The sequence below is a fragment of the Moellerella wisconsensis genome (assembly GCF_022592395.1).
In the GTDB taxonomy this organism is placed as follows: domain Bacteria; phylum Pseudomonadota; class Gammaproteobacteria; order Enterobacterales; family Enterobacteriaceae; genus Moellerella; species Moellerella wisconsensis.
In genome coordinates this window covers 1950764-1974119 of the sequence record NZ_CP093242.1, presented here as the reverse complement: position 1 = coordinate 1974119, position 23356 = coordinate 1950764, and the positions used below count along the sequence as shown (strand labels likewise).

Genomic DNA, 23356 nt, shown 5'->3' with positions numbered 1-23356 from the left:
CAATTTTTCGTTATGCAGCTAAAACAAAAAATTTTGGCTATCAATATGTTGTATCCCGATGTTGTTCCTCCGTAATGCCAATGAGAGATCGATTACCTTTAATTAATATAGCGTGTGGGATCCCAAATCTCAGGGGATATACCGACACACAAATAGCTGCCTATTGTTAGGCATCTATCAATTTAATTTATTAAAATTACAATATTAGTCAATGTTAAATATATGTAAATATAATTGATTTTGCATCTTTTAAATAGGATAGCATTTTGTTTAAGGTAAAAAACTTGTTTTGCGTCAGAAAATTAAAATAAACCACATTATATTAGTTATAAAGGTGGAATTATTTTTGGTTTTTATTATTGGCGATATTTGATGCGTTTATTTTTTATTTGGTTGGATTTATTATCTGTTATCGGTAACAAAATATGTCCATGATTTAGAATTAACTTGTAAAAAAGTCTAAAAAAACAGCAGAATAAAGGGTGGGATAAAAAATAGCCTTAGCAAATGCTAAGGCTATATTCTTATTTCGCTAGTTAAATTTTATATTAATTTAGCTAGCAAATAATTAAGGATGGTGAAAAAGAGTAAAAATAGTTTAGTCACACTGAACTTTAATTGCTAAACCACCGCGAGAGGTTTCACGATATTTAGCGTTCATGTCTTTACCGGTTTCATACATGGTTTCAATTACTTTATCCAGAGAAACACGAGGCTCACTGGTCCGGCGGATAGCCATGCGTGCTGCATTTACTGCTTTGACTGAGGCAATTGCATTACGCTCAATGCATGGAACTTGTACTTGTCCAGCGACAGGGTCACAGGTCAATCCTAAGTTATGTTCCATGCCAATTTCTGCGGCAATACACACTTGTTCAGGGCTGCCACCTAATAGCTCAGTGAGTCCAGCTGCTGCCATGGAGCATGCAACACCGACTTCGCCTTGACAGCCCACTTCAGCACCTGAAATAGAGGCATTCATTTTATACAGAATACCAATAGCCCCAGAGGCTAAAAAGTAGCGGATGTATAGCTCTGGTGTGACGGGTTCGATGCACTCGTTATAATAGGCTAAAACTGCAGGAACAATCCCACATGCACCATTAGTCGGTGCGGTAACAACTCGCCCACCAGCCGCATTTTCTTCATTGACCGCTAAAGCATACATATTGATTAAATCAACAACTTGCATTGGGTCATTAGAGAATTTACTGGATGAGGTTAATAACCGATGCAGCGCAGAAGCGCGACGCGGAACACGTAATGGACCGGGTAATACGCCTTCGGTATTTAATCCGCGCTCAATACATGCCTGCATAGTGTGCCAAATGTCGGCGAAATATTGTTCGATTTCAATCCGGGAATGCAGATCAAGTTCATTCTTCATTATCAGGCTTGAAATAGATAATCCGGTTTTTTTGCAATTCAATAATAATTCAGAGGCTGAATTATAAGGATAAGAAACCGGTTTGCTATTGAGTGTTGATTGCCCAAAATGCTCTTCATCAACGATAAATCCACCGCCGATAGAATAGTAAGTTTTGGTATAAATTTCGTCATCACCGGAAAAAGCATGAATAGTCATGCCATTTTCATGCAATGACAAGTTATCGTGACGGAAATTCATTCCACCATCACGCAAGAATTCAACCACGTTTAAACCATTGGCTAAAGGCAGTTGCTCAGTTTGTTCAACTTGCTGAATGAACCCAGGAATAGATTCGATATCAACTGTTGCAGGTAAATTGCCAGCCAATCCCATAATGATAGCAATATCAGTATGATGGCCTTTTCCAGTTAGTGAAAGTGAACCGTAAACATCAACGGTTACACGCGTGACGCTGGGTAGCAAATTTTTAGCGACCAAATCATCGACAAATTCTTTACCTGCCTTCATCGGACCGACCGTATGAGAGCTTGAAGGACCTATGCCGACTTTAAACATGTCGAAAACGCTTATCACGCTTGACTCCTTAAAAATAAACAGTTATTTGGTGTTTTATAGTAAAGCGCGCTACTTTACTTTCATTTCATAATGTAAACCAGCACGATTATAGGTTTTTTTGAATTGTCATAGAGTTTTTAACAAAAGGGGTTGAAAATAATACAAATTATTTATCTTATTTTTGGCTATTTAAGTTTATTTAGTTGCTTTTATAGGATTCTACTTGGTTATATAGAGAATAACCCGTTGGAAATAGATAATAAGCCAATTAATAAGTGAATTGATTATACGCTATAGCGGGATAAATAGCGGGCATAATTGTGCGATGTACCAGATGAGGTTAATAGCATAAACAGTTTATTATTCATCTACGCTGATTAGCAATGAAACGTGATTTAATGAAGAGTAATGTAATTAATAACGGCTTAATTAAGTTGTAACGCCAATTGATGAAGAATAGCCGCAGTTAATCCCCATATCATGCGATTTTTATACCAATAAAAGAACACCCGTCGCCGCGTACCAAAACGGATAATATCGATATATTTATGTTGGTGTAGAGATAATACATCAAATAAAGGCACTTCAAAGATATCATCAACTTCGGCGACATTGGCGCGATAATCAATTCCGGAAGGAATTAAGCCAACGATGGGAGTAACTTGATAACCACCCAGACTGCTCATCGGGGATAATTGGCCGAGAACTTGGACTTGATTAGGGGGGATAGCGACTTCTTCGAAGGCTTCGCGCAATGCGGTATCAATTAAACTGGCATCAGTCGCATCGGCAGCGCCGCCGGGAAACGCCACTTGCCCAGCGTGAGAGCGCAAAGTTGTGGCGCGGCGAGTTAATAATAAGGTCGGTTGTTGTTTACAAACAATCGGTAATAACACGGCTGCCGATTTATCCTGTTGAGAAAAAGATACTCCGGCAACCGGGACGTTAAGCTGAAAATCACGAATGAAATCAGTGAGACAGGTCATTCTGGTGTAATTCTCCGAGCTGCGGCAAGATTAGTCTAAGTTTGTCGAAGGTTTCTTGATATTCCTTGCTAGCCACACTATCGGCCACAATACCGCCACCCGCCCAGCAATAAATTTTCTGCTTATCGGTAATTAACGTTCTAATGGTGATATTGGTGTCCATATTGCCACTGAAACTGAGATAGCCTATGGCTCCACAATAACCATGGCGTCGATGGGGCTCTAGTTGTTCGATGATTTCCATGGCTCGTACTTTTGGGGCACCGGTAATTGACCCTCCGGGGAAGCATGCGCGTAATAATTCTGTCGCTTGATACTGGGAATCTAGCTCCGCTGTAATGGTGCTGACCAAATGATGCACCGCCGGGAAGGGCTCGACTACAAATAATTCGGGCACTTTAACGCTACCGGGCTTGGCGACTCGGCCAATATCATTGCGTAGTAAATCAACAATCATCAGATTTTCAGCCCGATCTTTACTTGAGGCCGCCAGTTTTTCGGCTTGCAATGCATCTTCTGCGGCATCCGTTAAACGAGGCAGCGTACCTTTAATCGGACGGGTTTGAATATGGCGCTGTTCAAGAGAGATAAAACGCTCTGGTGATACGCTGATCACCGTGTTTTTAGGTAAGCGTATAAATGCCGAGAACGGGGCTTTATTGGTTTTATTTAGGGCTAAAAAGGCTTCCCATTCATCCCCTTGATAATCGGCAGTAAATCGTTGAGCTAAATTAATTTGATAACAATCGCCACTGCGCAAATATTGATGGATTTGGGCAATTTTTTCATGGTATTCAGATTCGGTCATATTGGCAGACCAATCGGAGGTCAACCCAAATGGACGTTGCTCTGCGGCTTGTTGCTGCTGTAACCACTCAAGACGCGCATCGACATCACTAAAACTGAATAAAGTGACTTGCTGTAAATGGTGATCAACCACTAATCCCCAATCATAAATGCCAACCGCCATATCAGGAAAGTCCAGCTGGTTGGCCGCTAGTTCAGGTATTTTTTCAACGTAGCGCCCTAAATCATACCCAAAAATACCCAACGCGCCACCTTGGAAAGGTAATGCTGAATTTGGCTCTGTGGCGAATTCAGGCTGTTGTTGATACAACGCTAAATAATGCTGTAACAGAGCAAAAGGATCGTCGGCGGAGGACCAGCTTTTATCCGCTTCATGAATAATAGTTTGATGATGCTGAGTTTCTAAAGTCACCACCGGCTGTGCTACTAGAATATCAAAACGATTATGTGAATGATCAGCGGCGCCAGAGTGTAGTAACATAGCCCAAGGTAAATGCGCTATAGTAGAAAAATAATCTTGAGCGGCATTAGGATGATACGGTAATGAGCGTTTTTGTAGCGTAGATTGTAGCATAGATTTCATGGGCGTTAATTAACCAATTGAACAAGATACGGTAACAATATTATCATAGGTTAATTGACAGGGTTAGCGCGGATTGTTATCAAATCGCTGACTTAAGATTCACTTATTGTTTATTACTGACTCAGGAACTCGGGATAATTAACAAATCATAGCGATATACTGCTATATTACTTGCCCGTCGCGATAGCATAGCCCGTCATTCATCAACTGCGGGTTAATATAATCAGAGTCAGCTGAATCGAACAGTTGCTTGGGCATTGATGATCCCTCAACGCAGTGATTAAAATTATTAGCCTATATCTCTGTAATTATAGAAATATAACCCTATAAATCTAGCCATATAAATATTGTCATAGCATCGATAATCTTAATCTTATATATCAATGTTATGGCCCGGTCGTTAATTTAAGAGGTAATAAACGATGTTTTCTGGAATGCCTGCACTAAACCATACGCAACAACAGGTTGCAGTAGAACGAATTCACCAATTGATGGCGGACGGCATGAGCAGTGGTGAAGCTATTATGATTGTTGCTCAAGAAATTCGTGAACAATATAAAGATGAAGAACAGATACATGTGCGCTTCGAAGATGATGATGCCGATGAAGAACAATCTCAAAAATAGGCATAATAGTAAATTATTAGGTTAATAATGGGTAAATAGCCAAATAATTAAAACGTTTTATTAACATTATCACAAAAATCCGATAAATAATGTGCTACTTATAGGCTTTGATATTTTTCAATCCCAAGTTTTCTGTCTCGTGAGTTAGAAATTAGTTAGAAAATAGCGAGTAAGGAATATTGAAATAAATCATTGTTTATCGATGGCAGTTTGTAAGTCATTGTTTAATGAGCATGTTTACCCCAGAGAGGGTTGTCGGAGGAAGTATGGAAACCATAAAAAATAACCGTTTGAATCTTATGTTGGCCGCAGTAACACTAACATTTAGTGCTTTTACGTTTGCCGCCACCTCAGATGAGGCGAGAACAGCCCACTTCATAAGCTGTGAAAAGCTAAATGAAGTGCAAATTGGCGCACAAGTAAAAAATGATTTTATGCACAATCGTCTGCCGCGTTGGCAAGATGAGAAAGCAATATTAGGCAGTAAAGCCGTTGCTTGGGTTAATAATAATAATATTACTCAAACCCCAGAGGGCTATCAGGTACCACTTGACGTCCGAGGTGCAAAAAAGGATCTGCGTTATAATGTGCAAGTTGATTGTGTAAAAAATACTATTACCTATCAGCCAATAAAATAATTCATGAGTAGCTAGCAAAAAGGAGAATATTAAGTTCTCCTTTTTGCTGATCAAATTATTTTATATTCGGTTCGTAAGGTAAACGCGAGAGAGTTTGAGAGCGTTGACGATAAAAGGCTAAGCGTTCACGAAAATAGTCGCGTAGAGACTCGGGTTGTTGTTGTTCGACCAGCTCGGCAATAATCGGCATATTATAACGCTCTTTAAAAGCGACGCCGGAGGCCGCGAGATCAACATTGATTTTATCCATTTCTGATTTAGACAATTCTGCCAAATTATAACTCATGTATGATCCTATTAATTTTGGTTATATACCATGATATCGGTATTTTAGCAGCCTGCTATTCACCTGTCTTGTCTAAGCTGGGGGAGGTCTATCTTTGAAGGTTTTTTTGTGATGATAGAAAATACATATTAGAGCTAATATATTTAAGTGATAGCGTAGGTCTTTATATTGATGATATTTTAATTCTAGGATAAGAATAATATCGATAAATAATAAGTTTAATTTAATGCAAATAACAATCAATCTTATTATTCTTTATTAAAATAGAATGATATTTAAAAGAATAAATGGCTAAAAGATAATGAATCGCATTGCGTTCAATGTTTATTGAATGAGATTGGTTACTATTTAATCTTTTATAAAAAGTTAATATTAATCAGTATATTGTAGTATTTTGTTTTATTTTTGTTTTAGTGTGTATTTATTTGTAATAGTGTGCATAATACACAGATATTTTATTATGAAAAACAGGAATAAATAATATGCTTACAAAAGACATGATCAATAAATTAAATGAACAATTAAATCTTGAATTTTATTCAGCTAATTTATACCTGCAAATGAGTGCATGGTGCAGTGACAAAGGTTATGAAGGCGCAGCAGCGTTTTTAAAATCCCACGCGAAAGAAGAAATGGAACATATGCAGCGTTTATTTGATTATCTGAGCGATACTGGCGCATTGCCTTTGTTAGGTCAGATTGCAGCACCGCCATCAGCATTTGCTTCTATTGCTGAGGTATTCAAAACAACCTATGAACATGAACAATTCATTACCGCTGAGATTAATAAACTGGCTCATTTAGCGATGACTACGCAAGATTATTCAACCTTTAATTTCCTACAATGGTATGTTTCTGAACAGCATGAAGAAGAAAAACTGTTTAAATCTATTTTGGATAAATTGGATATGGTGGGTGAGAGTGGTAAATCCCTATTTATTCTGGATAAAGATTTAAAAGGAATGTCTACGGCAACGCACGTTTAATTGGTATCAGTTATAATTCCGTTCGAATAATATAGATAAAACGACCAGAGCTATTTATTTGCTCTGATCGTTTATTAAAGTATATATAATTTTCACTTCATCTAATCCAATAATTCAAACATAATTAATTATCAATTCATTTACATTTGGTTAACAATGTCATTTTAGGTATATTCTTTTGTAGAAATGACTAAAATGAGTGCTGTATCACAGGATAAAACACTCGTACAAATTAGTGGCAGCGTAATGTTATTTCTTAGTATAAAATAATTGTCATTACAAATAAAATCACCTGCAAATTAAGGGGTTACTATGCCACTTCATAAAATTACATCACCATGGCGCAAATTAAGTGCAATCGCCGTTTTATTTATAGGGATGTCTTGTCAGCAAGCTCTCGCTCATGCACACCTTACCGATCAATTGCCTGCCGAAGGCGCATCAGTAGAACAGACGCCTGAATCGATTACGCTTAACTTTTCTGAAGGAATCGAAGTTAACTTTACTAAAGTTAATATCATCGGACCAAATAATACTATTGTTGATACCGGTAAGCCGATACTTGATGCCGCCAACGATACCAAAGTAATCGTACCTATCAAGGCTAAACTCGCCAGCGGTAAATACGATGTTTCTTGGAGTGTTGTTTCGGTTGACGGACATAAAACTAAAGGTGAATATAGTTTCACAGTAAAATAATGGTGAAATAATCGTAAAATAATAATGTCTTTGGATCAGTTGTATGTCCTAACTCGTTTTATTCATTTTATGGCAGTGATGCTAATGTTCGGAATGAGCATATTCACTGCCACCCTCGCTGTTGATCGCTTCGCGGTACTTTTATCTTCTCAGCTCAAAAAAGGTTTGATATTTAGTACATTGATAACTGCATTGACCACCTTTGCTTGGATGTTTATACAAGCGGGATTAATGGGCGATGGTTGGGAAGACGCATTTGATTTCTCGACTTGGATCAGTGTATTGGGTACGACTTTCGGCCAAGCTTGGCGCTGGGAATTAATTTTGTCAGTGGCTGCGATGGCGACATTAACACTAAAATCATCGCGATGGCGTAATCGTGGGCTATTAATTATTTCCATCGGGTTATTAGCGGTACATGCCACTATAGGGCATGCGGCTATGTACAGTGGTATGCTCGGTATATTACATCAAATAAATCAATTTATTCATTTAGTTAGCTCAGCTTATTGGTTCGGTGGATTATGGCCATTCTTGATCTGTATCCAGTTTATGCGCGACAAACAGCAGCTCACGGGGAATATTGATCCTGCGATTCTGCCTTCTATTGTTCGCACGATGATCCGCTTTTCCCAGATTGGACATATCGCGGTGATTTTGGTGTTAATCACAGGAACAATTAATAGCTTATTATTGTTACCGGGCTGGCCGATTAATTTTACTTTCTCTGATTATCAATCACTGCTGGGGCTAAAAATTGGCTTGGTACTGGTGATGTTAATCTTAGCGGTGGTTAATCGCTATGTGCTGGTGCCCAAACTTAAGTTAGCTGGCCGGTTACAATATTTGATTATTAATAGCTGGATCGAGCTAATTTTAGGTACAATGGCGATTCTCGCTGTTGCTATTTTTGCAACATATCAACCCGCATGACGATCAGATTAATATCGCTGATGAATATCACTGATCATGAATTTAGGTGAAGGGCAGTATACATGAACATCAAATCCGTTGTTTTCACACTATTATTAACCAGCATCAGTTTTTCATCGCTTTCTGCGCCCATTACGACGGTGAGCAAAAAACAGATAGGGGCAGATAAATGGCCCTTTACCCGAGAAGAAGTGATGCTAGAGTGCCGAAGCAATGGCGCATTAATGGTGATTAATCCCGCCACACTAATGCAGTATCCGATCAACGATATTGCTATTAAGCAGATGAAAAATCGTGAAATTAATGCAACGCCTATTGATATCTTATTGCTTGATGACCCCCAGCAATCAGGAATGAAAATGGACATTGCGGTAATACAGCAAGCGGCTCAAGGCTTATGCCATAATGATTAGTTTGCAATAAACCTGATTTATTACTGGCTCAACAGACCCAATATTATGGATTACTTCGCCTAATCAATAATATTGGGTTTTTTTATGGCTAAAATTTGAAAAAATTAATGTGGGTTTATCGGGGAGATATTGAGGAATAACGGCAAATAAATCTATTACATAGGATAAATAACTTAATTACTAATAGTGGAAACTGTTTAAAAACCAGCAATCAATTATAAATTAATGTTAAAAAAATGTAAAATTGAGCGGGTAATTAATGGCGGAAATAAGTAAATCAGCTAAGATTAAAATTATAGGCTATATCAATTAAGACCATAGTTAAAATCAAAATTATAGTTATAGATAAAGAGTTTAGATGAATAGTTTAGATAAATAGTTTAGCGCATGGCTCAAGCAGAGCCCTTTCCCAAGGCCAGATAAGCGGAATTTATCTGGCCTCTTTTTTTATTATCATGACTTCATACTGTTTACGCATACACATTAGGCGACTCGCATAACCCAGTGATCACGTTCTTTATCATACTGATGTCGATAAAGTAGCACCGGTTGCTCGTTGATGGTGGCGGGAATGCTAGTATGTTCATCCCAGCCATCCAACTGCATACAGAATTCGGTATCTGAATTACACGGGATACGTACCATAGACGTTTGTTTATCAGAAAGAATAGCATCATCAATTTCATAGGAAGAGATTTTCAATTTTACGATATTCATCGGTAACCCCTAATTTCATTTAATGGTAATCAGCTAATACTGCAGTAAGCCGTTCAAGGAACAGCAATAACAAGCATTCGTTGAGTTACTGCAAGGTAATTTAATTGTTACCTTATTGATACTCACGCTATACAGCATAGTATAAATGGAATCCATTTCCAAAATAAATTTAACCATTAAATAAAAAAGAGGTGCAATATTCTCATAATATGCACCTCCTGTAGCATTATCGTTTAGGGATTGCCGTTCCCCATTCCTGCCAATCTTTAGGTGGCTCTAATTTTAGGATGAAATGCTGTTCGGCTTTAGCCGGATTGGATAAAGGTACGGTCGGTGGTGTAGCAATGGCTATTCCTCCACGGACGAATTGTTTAAAGGTGCCGCTTTTCACTACACCACCCGTTAAGCCAAAGGATAAATTGTATCCAGAAGCTAACCAAAACTCAGTATTATCTCGGATAAGATATTGATATTCTTTACCAATTCTGGTGGAAACATAGACTCTGTCAGACAGTTCGCCCAACGTAAATCCGGTCACTGTGCCAATTTCCAAACCGCGAAATAGAATCGGCGTTCCGACTTGTAAAGCGCCTATTTCGCTGGCATCAAGCACGATAGTCATGCCATCAAGATAGCGAGAGTCAGTAATGTTGGCGGTTTGTAAAGCAAAGAGATAACGGTTTTTTGTGCCTCGGCCGGGCTCTGCATTGATATAAGGTTGCAGCAGTGAATCTAAGTTACTCACGCCCGCAGAAGACAGCTCTGGCGTCACTACGGCAAAACGGCTACCAGTCATTGAAAATGATTGGACATACTGGGGATATAAAATCGCTTGAGCATGCACTTCACTTTTATTGGCTGATAGTTTCATCGATTCAATTTGGCCGATATCGATGCCGAGATAACGAATAGGCATTCCTACGGATAGCTTAGAAGCATCGAAGGTTGTGAGGGTAATCACGCTACCAATGGCTTTAGCCGCGGTTTCGTTTGGGTACAGGGTGTGCTGACGTTCGTCATTCACCACCACGCCGGAAAAGTTATCAAAGCTAATAGCACCTTTAATCGCTCGGCTAAGTGGGGCGGCTTGTACGGTAAGCCCATGGCCGTTCAATTGTACTTTGGCACCACCTTCTGCCCAGAATACACTGTTATCTGTCAATAAATTACGGTATTGACGAGAAACATGCACATTGATACTAAACCCTTTGGCATGCGGTTTAATTGAGACTATTTCGCCAACTTTAAATTGACGATATAGAACAATAGAGCCGGCCTGAATATCTGGTAACGTATTGGTTTCTAATGTGATTGATGTCGTTGGTTCCGCGCCTATCACACCCGCTTGGGCATTTTCATCACTGCGATAGAGAGGATAGGTTTCAGTGCTATTTGTGGGTGCGCCTGATCCAGCCAGCAAGTGGATACCACCTTCTAGCCATTCTTGTGGCGTTGCTCCTTGAAATTGCACTCCATTTAAACCAAATTGAACATCTACCCGACTATTGGCGACAAATTTGCTATTTTCGCGGATTAAGTGACGATACTCGTCCAATATTCCAATATTGAAAATGACATTTTCATTGGAGAGATTACGGGCTAAAACTTCACCTATCTTGATCCCTCGATAGACAATAGGCTGCCCAGCGTTCACGCCGTAGGTTTCGGGAGAGGTTAATGTCAGGCGTAAACTTTCTGCTCCATATTGGTTTTCAATATTAGCGATATCTTTGGCTGCTAATAAAGGGAAGTTTTGATCTTGTTCAGCGGTAGGGCTGTTTTCTGGCGAGTCAAAGGCAACTGCGCCATTAATAACCGCAGAAAGACTTTCCATTTTAATGCTGGCACCTGAACGCAGATCAAACTCGCCTTGTACACCCGAAACATTCCAAAATTGACTGTCTTGTTTAACTAAATGGGCATAGCGTTTTTCAATTACTACCGCAATAGAGACGCCTCGGCTGTCAGGTAAAATAGAATAATCATAAATATAGCCGACAGGCACTTTACGATAATAGACCGCTGAGTTTTCATGCAGTGAGCCTAAATCCGGGGCGCTGAGATAAATCAGTAATTGTCCGGCATCCATATGAAATTGAGGTTGGCTATCTTGTGCGATGTAATTATGTGCTTCCGCGCCTTCTCCCGGCATCATGCCTATATAGTTGCCTCCAACCAAAGCATCTAAGCCAGAGACGCCAGCTAATGAGGCTTTGGGGGTTACTAGCCAAAATTTGGTGCCTGTACGCAGCGCCGATTTCATGTCTTTATGAATACTCGCCGTGACACTGATGGTTTGCATATTTTGGCTAATTGCGACTGATTTAACCATACCCACTTCGACCCCTTGATAGCGAATAGGGGTTCTTCCTGCCACGATGCCCGGGGCAGATGAGAATTGGATCGTAATTTCGGTTCCTTGCTGTGACCACTGTTGCAGTAATAGCCAGCCGGCAATAAAAATCGCGACCAGTGGCAGCAACCAAAAGGGAGAAATTCGAGCTTTGTGTTTTATCATCACCGGCACTTCAGGCTCTGAGGGTTCACTTGGTTGTGGTTCTTTTTGCATATGTATCCCAAATTAGACGACTATCAAGCCATTCAACGGCAATAATGGTGAGAATGACAGCGACACCAAAATAAAAAGCGGCTGGTCCTAGCGTAAATGACATTAATTGGTCTCGATTAATTAAGGTCATCATCAGAGCAATAACGAATAAATCTAACATCGACCAACGGCCAATCCATGAAACAAATCTCAATAATTTCATCCTCAATATCGGGTCTAATGCGCTGTTAATGCGGATAGATATTAGCAGGATTATCATCACTATTATTTTCAAAAAAGGAACAAATATACTGGCGATAAACACAATTAGCGCAATCGGCCAGTTTCCTGATTGAATTAATGACACTACGCCAGAATAAATTGTGTCTTCCATTCGCTGACCATTGAGATAAACAATCGATATGGGTAATAAATTGGCCGGAAATAATAAAACCATAGCAGCAATTAATGCAGCACAGGATTTCTGCATACTGGCGGGTTCTCTGGCATGTAGTGGACGATGACAGCGTTGGCAAACTCCACGTTGATTGGGCGGCGCAGTATAATCGCAGGCGCGGCAGATTAGCGCGTTATTTTCCACGCCATGAGAAGCTTGTGGATAAAATCGAGACCACAGCCGTTCAAGGTCGAGATGAATAAGCATTAAAAGGCTTAAAATAGTGATGCAAATAAAGGCGATTAAGCCGTTACCGATAAAAATAGTCGCGTAATCTTGCAGTTTTATGGCCGCTACACCTAATCCAACCAAATAGACATCCAGCATCACCCACTCTTTTAAGCGGCCTAAGACTAATAATATCGGCCGTAAATTCATCCCGATGCGGGAGCCTAAAGATAAATAAAGAATCGATAAGGGTAAAAATAGCGGGGCGGCAATGGCACAAAACGCCACAATCGCCGCAGTTAATGGCGAGCCTTGTTGACTCATTAATTTGACGCCAGTAAATACGTTGGCATCTATTTGGCTACCCAAAAGATGTATCGAGATTAAAGGTTGCCAGAAAGCAATCGGGGCCAAAATTAGAATAGAAATAGCTAAGACAGTTAAGCGGCTTAGCGACCAACTATTGCCATCTTCTAATTTACTATTACAGCGCGGACAAATCAGCGCTTGTTGGGTATATCGCGCCGCAGGTAGCTGTAATTTTTGATCGCAATAACAACAACGTTGCGAAATTGTGTCACACCTATTAATCTGAGCCATATAAAAATGTTCGCTATGGGTGACTCAAAATAAAAATACCGCGCATATTGACATTAATACGCGGAAAAAGCTGCGCAGAGTCACCTGAGTATTGCAGCTGTTAGTGCCGTTATTGTTGATTTATCGTGCCTATGATGGCACGAGTTTGCCTATAAGGTAATTTATTGGGTCTGTGAACGGAATAAATTTTACCACAAAGTGACATCCTGATAACCTGTTCTTCGGTGGTTTATGGTGCGCATTATTGAAACTTGGTTAATTTCTAGAAGATATCATTATGGATAAACAGATTTTATATCGTGAGCTTACGGATAGTTTGTCTGCACTATTGGCTGGAGAGTACGATTTTATTGCCAGTCTAGCTAATACCAGTGCATTATTATTTGAACGCTTAGAAAATATTAACTGGGCGGGATTTTATCTCAGAGATGGACAGCAATTAGTGCTTGGTCCTTTTCAAGGTAAAATCGCCTGTGTCAGAATTCCTTTTGGCAAAGGGGTATGTGGAAGCGCATTCTCAGAAAATAAGATCCAGCGGGTTGCCGACGTGCATGAATTCCCCGATCATATCGCTTGTGATGCGGCAAGTAACTCTGAAATTGTGCTGCCTTTAGAGGTAAATGGTCAGATCTTGGGAGTTTTGGACATTGATAGCCCAAATATTGAACGGTTCGATGAAGAAGATGAAATTGGCCTGAAAATGCTTGTAAGCCAGTTGTGCCAACATCTCGCGCTATGTTCTATGGCAAAATATCAATAATTAAGGGTAACTTAACTTAATCAGGGCGTGGTAATTGTTTGTAACGCTATTATAATGTCCGCTTGTTCATGCCCATGCTGGTTGGCAAAATCGTTGTTATCAGGAAATTTCATGGAAAATCAACCTAAGTTGAATAGTAGTAAAGAAGTCATCGCTTTTCTGGCAGAGCGTTTTCCGCTCTGTTTTATCGCTGAAGGAGAAGCGCGTCCACTAAAAATTGGTATCTTCCAAGATATCGTCGGACGTTTGACGGATGAAGATGGTATAAGTAAAACTCAGTTGCGTACAGCATTACGCATGTATACATCAAGCTGGCGTTACCTTTACGGTGTTAAAGAAGGGGCTAAACGTGTTGATCTTGATGGTAATGATTGCGGTGAGTTAGAAGCAGAACACATTGAACATGCACAGACTCAGCTTGCTGAAGCAAAAGCGCGTGTTCAAGCTCAACGTGCACAAAAACGCGCTGCTGAAAAAGAGAAAGCTGCTGGTGAAAAACCACCACGCACTGCTCCGGCAAAAAATAGCACGCCTCGCCGTCGTACTGCAGACAGTGAAAAACGTGAAAATCGTTCGCCAAACCAAGCTGCCAAACCGCGTAAACCTGCCGGACACTCTCCTCAACCTGCATTGAAATCAGTCACTGATATTACGGCATTAAAAGTCGGTCAGTTATTGAAAGTCAAAATTGGCCAGAGCTTAATGGATGCGTCAGTATTGGAAATTGCCAAAGACGGTGTCAGAGTCCAGTTACCGACTGGATTGGCAATGATGGTGCGCGCGGAACATTTAAAGTTCTGATACGGAGGTCAACCTGGGCATGAGCAAACTTCTAAAAGTCGCTTTTGTTTTAAGCCTTGCCACATTTGGCAATGCAATAGCAAACACACAAGCTGTGACCTCAATCACGGCTAGTCAGTTACCCGTGCTAAAACAAGATCCACAGCATGGCATTGTGAGTGAGCGAGTTACCTCACGGTTTACTCGTTCTCATTATCGCCAATTTGATTTAAATGCTGACTTTTCAGCTAAGATCTTTGATCGTTATTTAAACATGTTGGATTATGGGCATAATGTCTTGTTACAGTCTGATGTCGATAAATACGCCAAAGACAAAACAAAAGTGGGACAGTGGCTGGAAGATGGTAAGCTTGATGCCCTGTATGACTTGTTTAATTTATCGCAAAAACGCCGATATGAACGCTTTCAATTTGCGTTAAATCGGTTAAATCAGCCGATGAATTTTGATGGCAATGATACGATTGAGATAGATCGTAGCAAAGCGCCATGGCCGAAAAATAGCCAAGAACTGGATAAATTGTGGGATGAAAAAGTTAAATATGACTGGCTCAATCTCAAGTTAACCGGTAAAGATGATAAAGAAATCAAAGAAACTCTGACCAAACGCTATAATTTTGCGATTAAGCGTTTGTCTCAGGGCCAAAGCGAAGATGTTTTTCAGTTAATTATGAATGCCTTCGCGCGCGAAATTGATCCGCATACTAGCTATTTATCGCCTCGCAGTACCGAACAATTTAACTCGGAAATGAGTTTATCTCTTGAGGGTATTGGTGCGGTATTACGCCAAGATGATGATTATACGGTGATTAATTCGATGGTTCCCGGTGGACCAGCAGCAAAAAGTAAATCATTAGCGGTCGGCGATAAAATTATTGCAGTGGGCCAGCAAGGTAAAGGTATGGTCGATGTAGTCGGTTGGCGCCTTGATGATGTAGTTGCGTTAATTAAAGGGCCCAAAGGCAGTAAAGTTCGCCTTGAAGTCTTAGCGGACAGCAAAAGTGCCAAACCGCGAACCATTACTATTTTGCGCGAGCAAATTCGTCTGGAAGATCGCGCAGTTAAATTGAAGATTAAACAAGTTGGCAACCAAAAAGTAGGCGTACTGGATATTCCTGGCTTCTATGTTGGCCTGACCAATGATGTTAAAACCCAATTACAAAAAATGGCGCAAGATAATGTTTCTGCCTTAGTGATTGATTTACGAGGTAATGGTGGAGGCGCGTTAACCGAAGCTGTTTCATTATCTGGCCTGTTTGTTCCGAGTGGCCCGGTAGTGCAAATCCGTGATAATAATGGACAAGTACGCCAAGATATCGATGAAGATGATGCAGTTTATTATAAAGGACCAATGACAGTATTGGTTGACCGATTTAGTGCATCAGCCTCTGAAATTTTTGCCGCGGCAATGCAAGACTATGGTCGGGCATTAATTGTCGGTGAGCCTACTTTTGGTAAAGGTACGGTGCAGCAACATCGCAGTTTAAGCCGAGTTTATGACCAGATGCTGCGTCCAGAATGGCCTTCATTAGGCTCAGTGCAATATACTATACAGAAATTTTATCGTATTAATGGCGGCAGTACTCAACGAAAAGGGGTCACACCAGATATTGTGATGCCTACGGGTGTTGATCCGGCTGAAACCGGTGAAAGTTTTGAAGATAATGCGTTGCCTTGGGACAGTATTCCTGCGGCAAGTTATGAAATTCAAGGCGATGTTAAACCGATAGTTGCAGAATTGACAGCCAAACATCAAGCTCGGATTAGTCAGAATCCTGAGTTTAAATATATTGAAGAAGATATTGCGCGTTATAAAGCGAATAAAGAAAATAAAGATGTTATTTCTCTTAATTATGCCCAGCGTGAAAAAGAGAATAGCGAAATTGATGCAACGAGACTTAAGCGTATCAATGCGCGCTACGCTAAAGAAGGTAAACCTTTATTAAAATCAATTGATGATTTACCAAAGGATTATGAAGGTCCCGATCCTTATTTAGATGAAAGCGTTAATATTGCGATTGATACGATTAACGCACCTTCAGGTCGTTTATTAACTAAATAGCCTTAGGCGCAGATTAGCAGGTCAAAATACCAGCCTTAAATAGATTGAAGTGAAGGGATTTGCTTCAATCTACCTTTATTCTATTAGCCCATCAGTGTTTATTCAGTGTAGTTAGTTACTCAGTCTAATTCTTCGGTCTATTCAAGGCGTTTTATGCTAACTTTCATGACATTGGAAACAGCAGGTTAAATTCAAATTAGGATAAAATAACGGATTAATAACTCGCTAATTAGTGAGCTTTGTTATCAACTATGTAAAGTTATGTTTATTTTTATGTCTGAGGTGGTAAAAGGCTTGAAAAATTGTGAGAAAGCCTTATTTATAGCATAGATTCTACCGAATTAAATTCGTGTAATATTATTTTAACCAAGGAAAGCAAATTATATGATGCGCATAGCTTTATTCCTGCTTACAAACCTCGCAGTAATGTTTGTGTTCGGGATTATACTCTCTTTAACTGGAATACAGGGCAGTAGTGTTTCAGGTTTAATGATTATGGCGGGATTATTTGGATTTGGTGGTGCGTTTATTTCACTGCTGATGTCTAAATGGATGGCATTAAAATCGGTCGGTGGTGAAGTAATTCAATCTCCGCGTAATGATGTTGAACGCTGGTTGATGAATACCGTACAACGCCAATCACAGCAAGTAGGCATAAAAATGCCTGAAGTGGCGATTTATCATGCGCCGGATATTAATGCGTTTGCGACTGGTGCACGTCGAGATGCTTCGCTGGTGGCTGTGAGTACAGGGTTACTAGAAAATATGAGCCGTGACGAAGCAGAAGCGGTTATTGCTCATGAAATTAGTCATATTGCGAATGGCGATATGGTAACAATGACCTTATTGCAAGGGGTAGTAAATACCTTTGTTATCTTTATCTCACGTATTTTGGCCCAAGTAGTGGCTGGATTTTTATCTAACAATAATGATGAAAATGAAAGCAGCAACGGTAACCCTATGGTTTATTTTGCCGTGTCGATGGTGCTTGAGATTGTGTTTGGTATTTTGGCCAGCATCATCACCATGTGGTTCTCTCGCCATCGTGAATTCCATGCAGATGCAGGTTCGGCACAATTAGTCGGTAAAGAGAAAATGATCGCCGCATTGCAGCGCTTAAAAACCAGTTATGAGCCACAAGAAGCCAGCAGTATGATGGCATTTTGTATCAATGGTAATGGTAAATCATTCAGTGAATTATTTTTATCTCATCCACCATTAGACAAACGTATCGAAGCTCTACGTTCTGGTGATTATTTGAAATAATTGCATTGAATCGCTAAAAAATCATATCGACTGCACCTCAAACGTTGAAATATTACGGATTAGGGTGCAGTTTTTATTTTTAATGAATACAAAATAATTTTGAATCGTTGAATATGATGAATATCATGGATAAATAATTTTATCGCGATAAGCTGCTACTCTATTAAGAGTTAATATTAATAGCTAATTGAACTGTCATATTGGATAAATACACTATATTAGACAATAAGTAAAACCTTGCAGAGGAAGCTTTATGGATACGTTAGTCACAACATTAGTATTCGGTAATGATTTTATTAACGCGGTTAATCCTGCGCGCTTGATCCCGTTTAAATTTGAAATATATCAAAATGATCAGGGATTCTATCATCGTATGTATAAAGAAGTGGGGATGGCGGCGGCTAATCTAGGGCAGGTGTATAAAGTCTGGGCTTTTGAAGAGCAAAAAAGCTGGGAGCACGGAAACAAGCAAATCCAATTAGCCGATTATATTGCACATTGCCAAGATCTTTATGCGGGAAAAGTTAAAGACTAGCACGTAATAGGCCGCGCAAGCGGGGGGGCTAAAAAAGCCCTTTCAGGATAGGTGATGCACTGAAGGGGCTAAAATATCCTATTCAACAAGCAAGCTATTATCTTATTGGCGATAAGCTGTTTTAATTTGTTCTAAGGTGCTTTTATAGGTTTCTGCTTGGCTGCAATCTTCCATTGCGGCAACTTCACGATCCATCTTGATCAATATTTTACCGGCATCGGCTTGACCTAATGCTTTAAGCATATGAGTTAATAGATTTTTTAAACAAGTGACTTCGTCAGCCAATACATTGATATCTGCAGGTGTTGGGAAATTGTTTTTCATTGCTATATTCCTTGAAATTTACTGAATGATTGACTAATTTTACCATAAAAGAATCGGTTAAAATTTAAAAAAAACCAATTAAACATGACTATTAAATTTATCTAATTTATACAGTCTGGAGGGTAAACCATGCTGACGCAAGCCGAAAAAGACTTATTAGCCCAACGATTCCCTTATTTAACGGCTGTTCGCCCTGAAGATAGTAATAAAGGTACCTTTGGCACTTTGGGAATTATTGGCAGCGCTCCACAAATGAATGGCGCTTGTGTATTAGCAGGAAGTGCGGCATTAAAAACCGGCTGCGGTAAAGTTATTATTGGTTTTAATCAAAATAAATTACCCTTAGCAATAGTAGAGAATGCACCTGAACTAATATTAAATATTGCTAATGAGTTAATTAATAATAAGCATATCACCGCATGGGTGATTGGCTGTGGATTAGGAATACAATCAGCTGCGGTTATATTAATAAAAAATATGTTGCAGTATATTAATAATGGAGCCAAAGTTTTAATTGATGCAGATGGGCTGAATATATTATCAATACAGGCTGAAGCGATAAAATTAACTGAAAATTGTATTATTACGCCGCATCCTAAAGAGGCATCAAGATTATTAGCTTGTAGTGTGGAAAAAATACAACAAAATAGAGTTGAAAGTGCAATAAAACTAGCAGGAATATATCATTGTTGGGTAGTATTAAAAGGCCATGCAACAGTGATTGCTGCGCCTAATGGAAAAACTTGGATTAATGAAACGGGAAATTCTGGATTAGCGACTGCTGGGAGTGGCGATGTATTATCCGGTATTATTGGTAGTTTGCTGGCCCAAAATATCCCGCTTTCAGAAGCTGCACAGGCTGGAGTATGGTTACATGGTAAAGCGGCAGACGACTTAGTATCACAAGGTATTGGTCCGATCGGTTTGACTGCACATGAATTAATTAATTCTGTAAGAATGCTACGGAATCAGCTAGTTAGACGATAATGAGTGATTATTTTTGCCAATTAAATTGAATCGTTGTTCATTTTAAAACCCCTCATAAACGTGATATAGTCCACATATATTGCGTTTTCACTATTTTGTTAATGTGACATTTTAGTTTGCAATAACAAAAATGCCTGAAAAACTTATTGATTGTCCGTAGTACACAATAATATCTAATTACTATTGTGTATTTTATATATCGGCTATTACGTTATATATTAAGGGCTAAATATTGTGTGCCATGTTTTACGGATTAAGCAAATAAACTATGAACAATATATCACAGGTTTCTAGAAAAACGGCATGGACTCGGGTTATCGCCTTATCTATTGCTGCTTTTGTTTTTAATACCACTGAATTTGTGCCCGTCGCTTTATTAAGTGATATAGCGGAAAGTTTTAATATGTCAGCGGCACATACTGGGTTGATAATAACTATTTATGCTTGGGTTGTGGCATTAATGTCATTACCGTTAATGTTATTAACCAGTAAAATTGAGCGTCGAAAATTATTAGCGATTTTATTTATTATTTTCGTTATCAGCCATATCGTTTCAGGCTTCGCTTGGAGCTTCGAGGTATTGGTTGGCGGACGCATTGGGATAGCTTTATCACATGCGGTATTCTGGTCGATAACAGCCTCATTAGCTATTAGGGTAGCCCCGCCGGGCAAAAAAGCTCAAGCTCTAGGGCTATTGGCCACCGGAACTGCTTTAGCGACGGTACTTGGGTTACCGATAGGACGAATTATTGGCCAATGGCTCGGCTGGCGAGTTACCTTTTTATGCATTGGTGCTATCGCCTTATTTACTATGATTATACTGGTACGTTTTTTACCGAAATTGCCGAGCGAACATTCCGGTACTTTTAAAAGTTTGCCGATAATTTTAAAACGGCCTGCACTGGTTGGTATTTTCGCATTAACCGTGATTGTGATGACCGCACACTTTACGGCATATAGCTATATTGAGCCTTTTGTACGTGAAGTGGCTCGTCAAAGTGAAGATTTCACCACCTTGATTTTATTAATTTTTGGTGGCGCAGGGATTATTGGTAGTGTGATTTTTGGTCGCTATAGTAATAAATTAGGATTGGTTTTCTTACCGGCAGCGATAGCGATGTTAACCGTGAGTTTGTTATTTTTAATGAAGGTAGGCGGTGAAAGTTGGTCATTAATTCTGCTGACTATTTTCTGGGGAATGGCGATTATGTGTATTGGTTTAGGTATGCAGGTTAAAGTTATTGATTTATCACCGGATGCGACTGACCTATCAATGGCTATTTTCTCTGGTATTGTTAATTTAGGTATTGGTGGCGGGGCGTTATTGGGGAACCAAGTGATCACCCATTTAGGGATGACTAATATCGGCTATGTGGGGGCTGGGTTAAGCTTTCTGTCTCTGTTATGGTGCGTATATATCTTTAGGCGTTATCGTCAGGCGTTTAGTGAAATTACACCACCGGCAGCGAGTTCAACCTCTATTTAAATTAAACTACGTGACGCTGTCACGATAGACTTAATTCCGTACCGTGAGACTTGACGGTCGTATTCGAGTCAAATTTAGTCATATAACCCGAGTTTATCGTGCCTTATTTTATAGGCCATAAGCTCGGGTTTTTTATCTTAATTGTTCTGTAAAAAAATCTTGTGATCAATAAGTGTTATGTTATAACATAATCTAGAATCACATAACTTTATTGACAGGATCAGCTTTCATGACACGTAACTCATTGTTTATATCTTTAGTCGCCTTAGCGGGTAGTGTTTCATTTTTTAGTATTTCTGCATTAGCGCATGGTGGGCATAGCCACAGCCATCCGCCACAAACCGAAGAAGTACGTTTGGCAAGTGAAGGTATATTTAAGGATGATGCTGTCAAAAATCGGCCCTTGAGTAATTGGGATGGAGTCTGGCAGTCAGTTAACCCCTATTTATTAAATGGTGATTTAGATCCTGTTTTACAGGCAAAAGCGCAAAAAGATCCGCAAAAAAACGTGGAGCAATATCGTCAATATTATAAAATGGGCTATGCGACTGATATAGATATGATTGGTATCGAAGATAACGTGATTGAATTCCATCAAGGCGATAAGGTCAGCGCCTGTGAATATCATTATTCTGGTTTTAAAATATTACACTATGCTTCAGGTAAGAAGGGCGTACGTTATTTATTTGAATGTGCTAAAGGCGATGCTGATGCTCCGAAATATGTACAATTTAGCGATCACATTATTCAGCCGCAACAATCAGCCCATTTTCATATTTACATGGGAAATAGCTCGCAGGAAAAATTATTAGAGCAAATGGACAACTGGCCAACCTATTATCCATACTCATTAAATGCCGCACAAATTGTCGATGAAATGTTACATCATTAATATATTCAGCTATAAAAAATAACTTTTCATGATTAAAACCCACTTAAAACAGTATTAAGTGGGTTTTTTATCGTTTTTAGTGCTGATTAAGTGTGTTAAATTTCACCGTGCTTATTATTTGCTTTAATTTTAATATAGGTGAGAATATGAAAGGTCTGGGGCTATTAATTTTATCAATTGTCGCGGAGGTCATTGCTACTACAACATTAAAGGCTTCTGATGGATTTAGTCGATTTTGGCCTTCTTTGATAGTGGTTATTGGTTATGCAGTTTCGTTTTGGGGCTTATCGCAAGTGGTCAAAATAATGCCTTTGGGCATCGCTTATGCCATTTGGTCAGGTTTAGGAATTGTATTAGTTTCTATTGCGGCGATGTTTATTTATCAACAAAAACTCGATCTGCCTGCAGTGATCGGTATGCTGCTTATCATCGTGGGCGTGTTAGTTATTAATATATTATCTAAAAGTGGAACCCATTAATTTTAGATAGCGCGAATATTCGGCTAGCATACGCTGGCAGTAGCAAGCGCAAGTCAGCGGAGATAATAATGAGTCGGTTTACTGGTAATATCGCATCATTAACGGTATTGGGGATAATATTGAGCGTGGTTTCAGGTTGCAGTAATTATTCAGCACAGCAAAAACAACGACAGTATGTCAATCAAGATGCTGATTATGCTCGACAAGTAATTAATTTGGGGCCAGGGATCAACGAAGCCTGTACTTCCGCCGGAGGCATTCCTTCGCTAACTCAGCAGTTGGATGGTGCTAAAACCCCCGTATGTCAGTTTGCCAATGGTAAACGGTGTGATGTTGATGCCATTCAATATGGCAGCTGTTTATAACAGTTCGTAG

Annotated in this window: 24 protein-coding genes; 16 read left to right on the top strand and 8 right to left on the bottom strand. The window is 39.5% G+C overall.

Features of this window, described 5'->3' with window-relative positions; all coding sequences use genetic code 11:
• Positions 1 to 598: 598 nt before the first annotated feature.
• The 3 genes from MNY66_RS08760 to pabB all read right to left on the bottom strand — a co-directional run bounded on the left by MNY66_RS08760 (position 599) and on the right by pabB (position 4321).
• On the bottom strand, positions 599 to 1963 hold the full coding sequence (locus MNY66_RS08760; RefSeq protein WP_241500691.1) for an L-serine ammonia-lyase: 1365 nt from the start codon (positions 1961 to 1963) through the stop codon (positions 599 to 601).
• Positions 1964 to 2370: 407 nt separating this feature from the next.
• Entirely contained in the window at positions 2371 to 2931 is a 561-nt protein-coding gene (locus MNY66_RS08755; RefSeq protein ID WP_241500690.1) for a CoA pyrophosphatase, read from the bottom strand.
• Positions 2915 to 4321, bottom strand: a complete 1407-nt coding sequence (pabB, locus tag MNY66_RS08750; protein ID WP_241500689.1) for an aminodeoxychorismate synthase component 1 — start codon at positions 4319 to 4321, stop codon at positions 2915 to 2917. Before pabB ends, MNY66_RS08755 begins: the two co-directional genes overlap by 17 nt.
• Positions 4322 to 4743: 422 nt before the next feature.
• Between pabB and MNY66_RS08745 the strand changes: the two genes are divergently transcribed.
• Together MNY66_RS08745 and yebF are read left to right on the top strand one after the other, a co-directional pair.
• The gene (locus MNY66_RS08745) at positions 4744 to 4947 is read left to right on the top strand and encodes a YoaH family protein (protein ID WP_047254700.1); all 204 of its coding nucleotides are present in this window, start codon (positions 4744 to 4746) and stop codon (positions 4945 to 4947) included.
• A gap of 266 nt (positions 4948 to 5213) precedes the next feature.
• Positions 5214 to 5585 carry a protein YebF gene (gene yebF / locus MNY66_RS08740; RefSeq protein WP_047254701.1) on the top strand — a complete coding sequence of 124 codons (372 nt, stop codon included), beginning with the start codon at positions 5214 to 5216 and terminating at the stop codon, positions 5583 to 5585.
• Positions 5586 to 5640: 55 nt separating this feature from the next.
• On the opposite strand, the gene MNY66_RS08735 is transcribed toward yebF, so the two are convergent.
• The gene (locus MNY66_RS08735; protein WP_047254702.1) at positions 5641 to 5871 is read right to left on the bottom strand and encodes a DNA polymerase III subunit theta; all 231 of its coding nucleotides are present in this window, start codon (positions 5869 to 5871) and stop codon (positions 5641 to 5643) included.
• 482 nt (positions 5872 to 6353) lie between these two features.
• On the opposite strand from MNY66_RS08735, the gene ftnA reads away from it, so the two are divergent.
• From ftnA to MNY66_RS08715, 4 genes are all read left to right on the top strand, one after another.
• Complete coding sequence (gene ftnA / locus MNY66_RS08730) at positions 6354 to 6857, top strand: non-heme ferritin (protein WP_047256231.1); 504 nt, start codon at positions 6354 to 6356, stop codon at positions 6855 to 6857.
• 312 nt (positions 6858 to 7169) lie between these two features.
• Positions 7170 to 7556: a copper homeostasis periplasmic binding protein CopC gene (gene copC, locus MNY66_RS08725; protein WP_047256230.1), complete on the top strand. Its 387-nt coding sequence runs from the start codon at positions 7170 to 7172 to the stop codon at positions 7554 to 7556.
• Between the two features lie 24 nt (positions 7557 to 7580).
• Positions 7581 to 8489 carry a copper homeostasis membrane protein CopD gene (copD, locus tag MNY66_RS08720; protein WP_047256229.1) on the top strand — a complete coding sequence of 303 codons (909 nt, stop codon included), beginning with the start codon at positions 7581 to 7583 and terminating at the stop codon, positions 8487 to 8489.
• Between the two features lie 68 nt (positions 8490 to 8557).
• A complete protein-coding gene (locus tag MNY66_RS08715; RefSeq protein WP_197076007.1) occupies positions 8558 to 8902 on the top strand; it encodes a YebY family protein in 345 nt (114 codons plus the stop codon).
• 483 nt (positions 8903 to 9385) lie between these two features.
• Here the strand turns inward: MNY66_RS08715 and MNY66_RS08710 are convergent, their stop codons facing one another.
• The 3 genes from MNY66_RS08710 to yebS form a co-directional block, all read right to left on the bottom strand.
• The gene (locus MNY66_RS08710) at positions 9386 to 9619 is read right to left on the bottom strand and encodes a DUF1480 family protein (protein ID WP_047256227.1); all 234 of its coding nucleotides are present in this window, start codon (positions 9617 to 9619) and stop codon (positions 9386 to 9388) included.
• Between the two features lie 226 nt (positions 9620 to 9845).
• Entirely contained in the window at positions 9846 to 12188 is a 2343-nt protein-coding gene (locus tag MNY66_RS08705; RefSeq protein WP_241500688.1) for a PqiB family protein, read from the bottom strand.
• A complete protein-coding gene (gene yebS / locus MNY66_RS08700) occupies positions 12163 to 13392 on the bottom strand; it encodes a membrane integrity lipid transport subunit YebS (RefSeq protein WP_047256225.1) in 1230 nt (409 codons plus the stop codon). Before yebS ends, MNY66_RS08705 begins: the two co-directional genes overlap by 26 nt.
• A 277-nt stretch (positions 13393 to 13669) precedes the next feature.
• Here yebS and MNY66_RS08695 point away from each other — a divergent pair, with 277 nt between their 5' ends.
• The 5 genes from MNY66_RS08695 (at position 13670) to MNY66_RS08675 (ending at position 18813) form a co-directional block, all read left to right on the top strand.
• A complete protein-coding gene (locus MNY66_RS08695) occupies positions 13670 to 14152 on the top strand; it encodes a GAF domain-containing protein (protein ID WP_047256224.1) in 483 nt (160 codons plus the stop codon).
• A gap of 111 nt (positions 14153 to 14263) precedes the next feature.
• A complete protein-coding gene (proQ, locus tag MNY66_RS08690) occupies positions 14264 to 14953 on the top strand; it encodes an RNA chaperone ProQ (protein WP_047256223.1) in 690 nt (229 codons plus the stop codon).
• Between the two features lie 19 nt (positions 14954 to 14972).
• Positions 14973 to 17012, top strand: a complete 2040-nt coding sequence (gene prc, locus MNY66_RS08685; RefSeq protein ID WP_241500687.1) for a carboxy terminal-processing peptidase — start codon at positions 14973 to 14975, stop codon at positions 17010 to 17012.
• Between the two features lie 384 nt (positions 17013 to 17396).
• Positions 17397 to 18278 (top strand): protease HtpX, encoded by an 882-nt coding sequence (htpX, locus tag MNY66_RS08680; RefSeq protein WP_241500686.1) that lies wholly within the window; start codon positions 17397 to 17399, stop codon positions 18276 to 18278.
• A 253-nt stretch (positions 18279 to 18531) separates the two neighbouring features.
• On the top strand, positions 18532 to 18813 hold the full coding sequence (locus MNY66_RS08675) for a hypothetical protein (protein ID WP_047256220.1): 282 nt from the start codon (positions 18532 to 18534) through the stop codon (positions 18811 to 18813).
• A gap of 102 nt (positions 18814 to 18915) precedes the next feature.
• Here the strand turns inward: MNY66_RS08675 and MNY66_RS08670 are convergent, their stop codons facing one another.
• Positions 18916 to 19137: a DUF2594 family protein gene (locus MNY66_RS08670; protein ID WP_047256219.1), complete on the bottom strand. Its 222-nt coding sequence runs from the start codon at positions 19135 to 19137 to the stop codon at positions 18916 to 18918.
• 129 nt (positions 19138 to 19266) lie between these two features.
• Here MNY66_RS08670 and MNY66_RS08665 point away from each other — a divergent pair, with 129 nt between their 5' ends.
• The 5 genes from MNY66_RS08665 (at position 19267) to MNY66_RS08645 (ending at position 23346) form a co-directional block, all read left to right on the top strand.
• Positions 19267 to 20124 (top strand): NAD(P)H-hydrate dehydratase, encoded by an 858-nt coding sequence (locus MNY66_RS08665; protein WP_047256218.1) that lies wholly within the window; start codon positions 19267 to 19269, stop codon positions 20122 to 20124.
• A 268-nt stretch (positions 20125 to 20392) separates the two neighbouring features.
• Positions 20393 to 21610 carry a sugar transporter gene (locus MNY66_RS08660; protein WP_047256217.1) on the top strand — a complete coding sequence of 406 codons (1218 nt, stop codon included), beginning with the start codon at positions 20393 to 20395 and terminating at the stop codon, positions 21608 to 21610.
• A gap of 229 nt (positions 21611 to 21839) precedes the next feature.
• A complete protein-coding gene (gene zinT / locus MNY66_RS08655; protein WP_047256216.1) occupies positions 21840 to 22502 on the top strand; it encodes a metal-binding protein ZinT in 663 nt (220 codons plus the stop codon).
• Between the two features lie 146 nt (positions 22503 to 22648).
• Complete coding sequence (locus MNY66_RS08650; protein ID WP_047256215.1) at positions 22649 to 22981, top strand: SMR family transporter; 333 nt, start codon at positions 22649 to 22651, stop codon at positions 22979 to 22981.
• 68 nt (positions 22982 to 23049) lie between these two features.
• Positions 23050 to 23346: a DUF333 domain-containing protein gene (locus tag MNY66_RS08645; protein WP_047256214.1), complete on the top strand. Its 297-nt coding sequence runs from the start codon at positions 23050 to 23052 to the stop codon at positions 23344 to 23346.
• Positions 23347 to 23356: the final 10 nt, after the last annotated feature.

Bases quoted from the DNA above. Each gene is read 5' to 3' on its own strand.
- MNY66_RS08755 (WP_241500690.1), bottom strand. From the start codon at position 2,931: ATGACCTGTCTCACTGATTTCATTCGTGATTTTCAGCTTAACGTCCCG.
- pabB (WP_241500689.1), bottom strand. From the start codon at position 4,321: ATGAAATCTATGCTACAATCTACGCTACAAAAACGCTCATTACCGTAT.
- MNY66_RS08745 (WP_047254700.1), top strand. From the start codon at position 4,744: ATGTTTTCTGGAATGCCTGCACTAAACCATACGCAACAACAGGTTGCA.
- yebF (WP_047254701.1), top strand. From the start codon at position 5,214: ATGGAAACCATAAAAAATAACCGTTTGAATCTTATGTTGGCCGCAGTA.
- MNY66_RS08735 (WP_047254702.1), bottom strand. From the start codon at position 5,871: ATGAGTTATAATTTGGCAGAATTGTCTAAATCAGAAATGGATAAAATC.
- ftnA (WP_047256231.1), top strand. From the start codon at position 6,354: ATGCTTACAAAAGACATGATCAATAAATTAAATGAACAATTAAATCTT.
- copC (WP_047256230.1), top strand. From the start codon at position 7,170: ATGCCACTTCATAAAATTACATCACCATGGCGCAAATTAAGTGCAATC.
- copD (WP_047256229.1), top strand. From the start codon at position 7,581: ATGTCTTTGGATCAGTTGTATGTCCTAACTCGTTTTATTCATTTTATG.
- MNY66_RS08710 (WP_047256227.1), bottom strand. From the start codon at position 9,619: ATGAATATCGTAAAATTGAAAATCTCTTCCTATGAAATTGATGATGCT.
- MNY66_RS08705 (WP_241500688.1), bottom strand. From the start codon at position 12,188: ATGCAAAAAGAACCACAACCAAGTGAACCCTCAGAGCCTGAAGTGCCG.
- yebS (WP_047256225.1), bottom strand. From the start codon at position 13,392: ATGGCTCAGATTAATAGGTGTGACACAATTTCGCAACGTTGTTGTTAT.
- MNY66_RS08695 (WP_047256224.1), top strand. From the start codon at position 13,670: ATGGATAAACAGATTTTATATCGTGAGCTTACGGATAGTTTGTCTGCA.
- proQ (WP_047256223.1), top strand. From the start codon at position 14,264: ATGGAAAATCAACCTAAGTTGAATAGTAGTAAAGAAGTCATCGCTTTT.
- prc (WP_241500687.1), top strand. From the start codon at position 14,973: ATGAGCAAACTTCTAAAAGTCGCTTTTGTTTTAAGCCTTGCCACATTT.
- htpX (WP_241500686.1), top strand. From the start codon at position 17,397: ATGATGCGCATAGCTTTATTCCTGCTTACAAACCTCGCAGTAATGTTT.
- MNY66_RS08675 (WP_047256220.1), top strand. From the start codon at position 18,532: ATGGATACGTTAGTCACAACATTAGTATTCGGTAATGATTTTATTAAC.
- MNY66_RS08670 (WP_047256219.1), bottom strand. From the start codon at position 19,137: ATGAAAAACAATTTCCCAACACCTGCAGATATCAATGTATTGGCTGAC.
- MNY66_RS08665 (WP_047256218.1), top strand. From the start codon at position 19,267: ATGCTGACGCAAGCCGAAAAAGACTTATTAGCCCAACGATTCCCTTAT.
- MNY66_RS08660 (WP_047256217.1), top strand. From the start codon at position 20,393: ATGAACAATATATCACAGGTTTCTAGAAAAACGGCATGGACTCGGGTT.
- zinT (WP_047256216.1), top strand. From the start codon at position 21,840: ATGACACGTAACTCATTGTTTATATCTTTAGTCGCCTTAGCGGGTAGT.
- MNY66_RS08650 (WP_047256215.1), top strand. From the start codon at position 22,649: ATGAAAGGTCTGGGGCTATTAATTTTATCAATTGTCGCGGAGGTCATT.
- MNY66_RS08645 (WP_047256214.1), top strand. From the start codon at position 23,050: ATGAGTCGGTTTACTGGTAATATCGCATCATTAACGGTATTGGGGATA.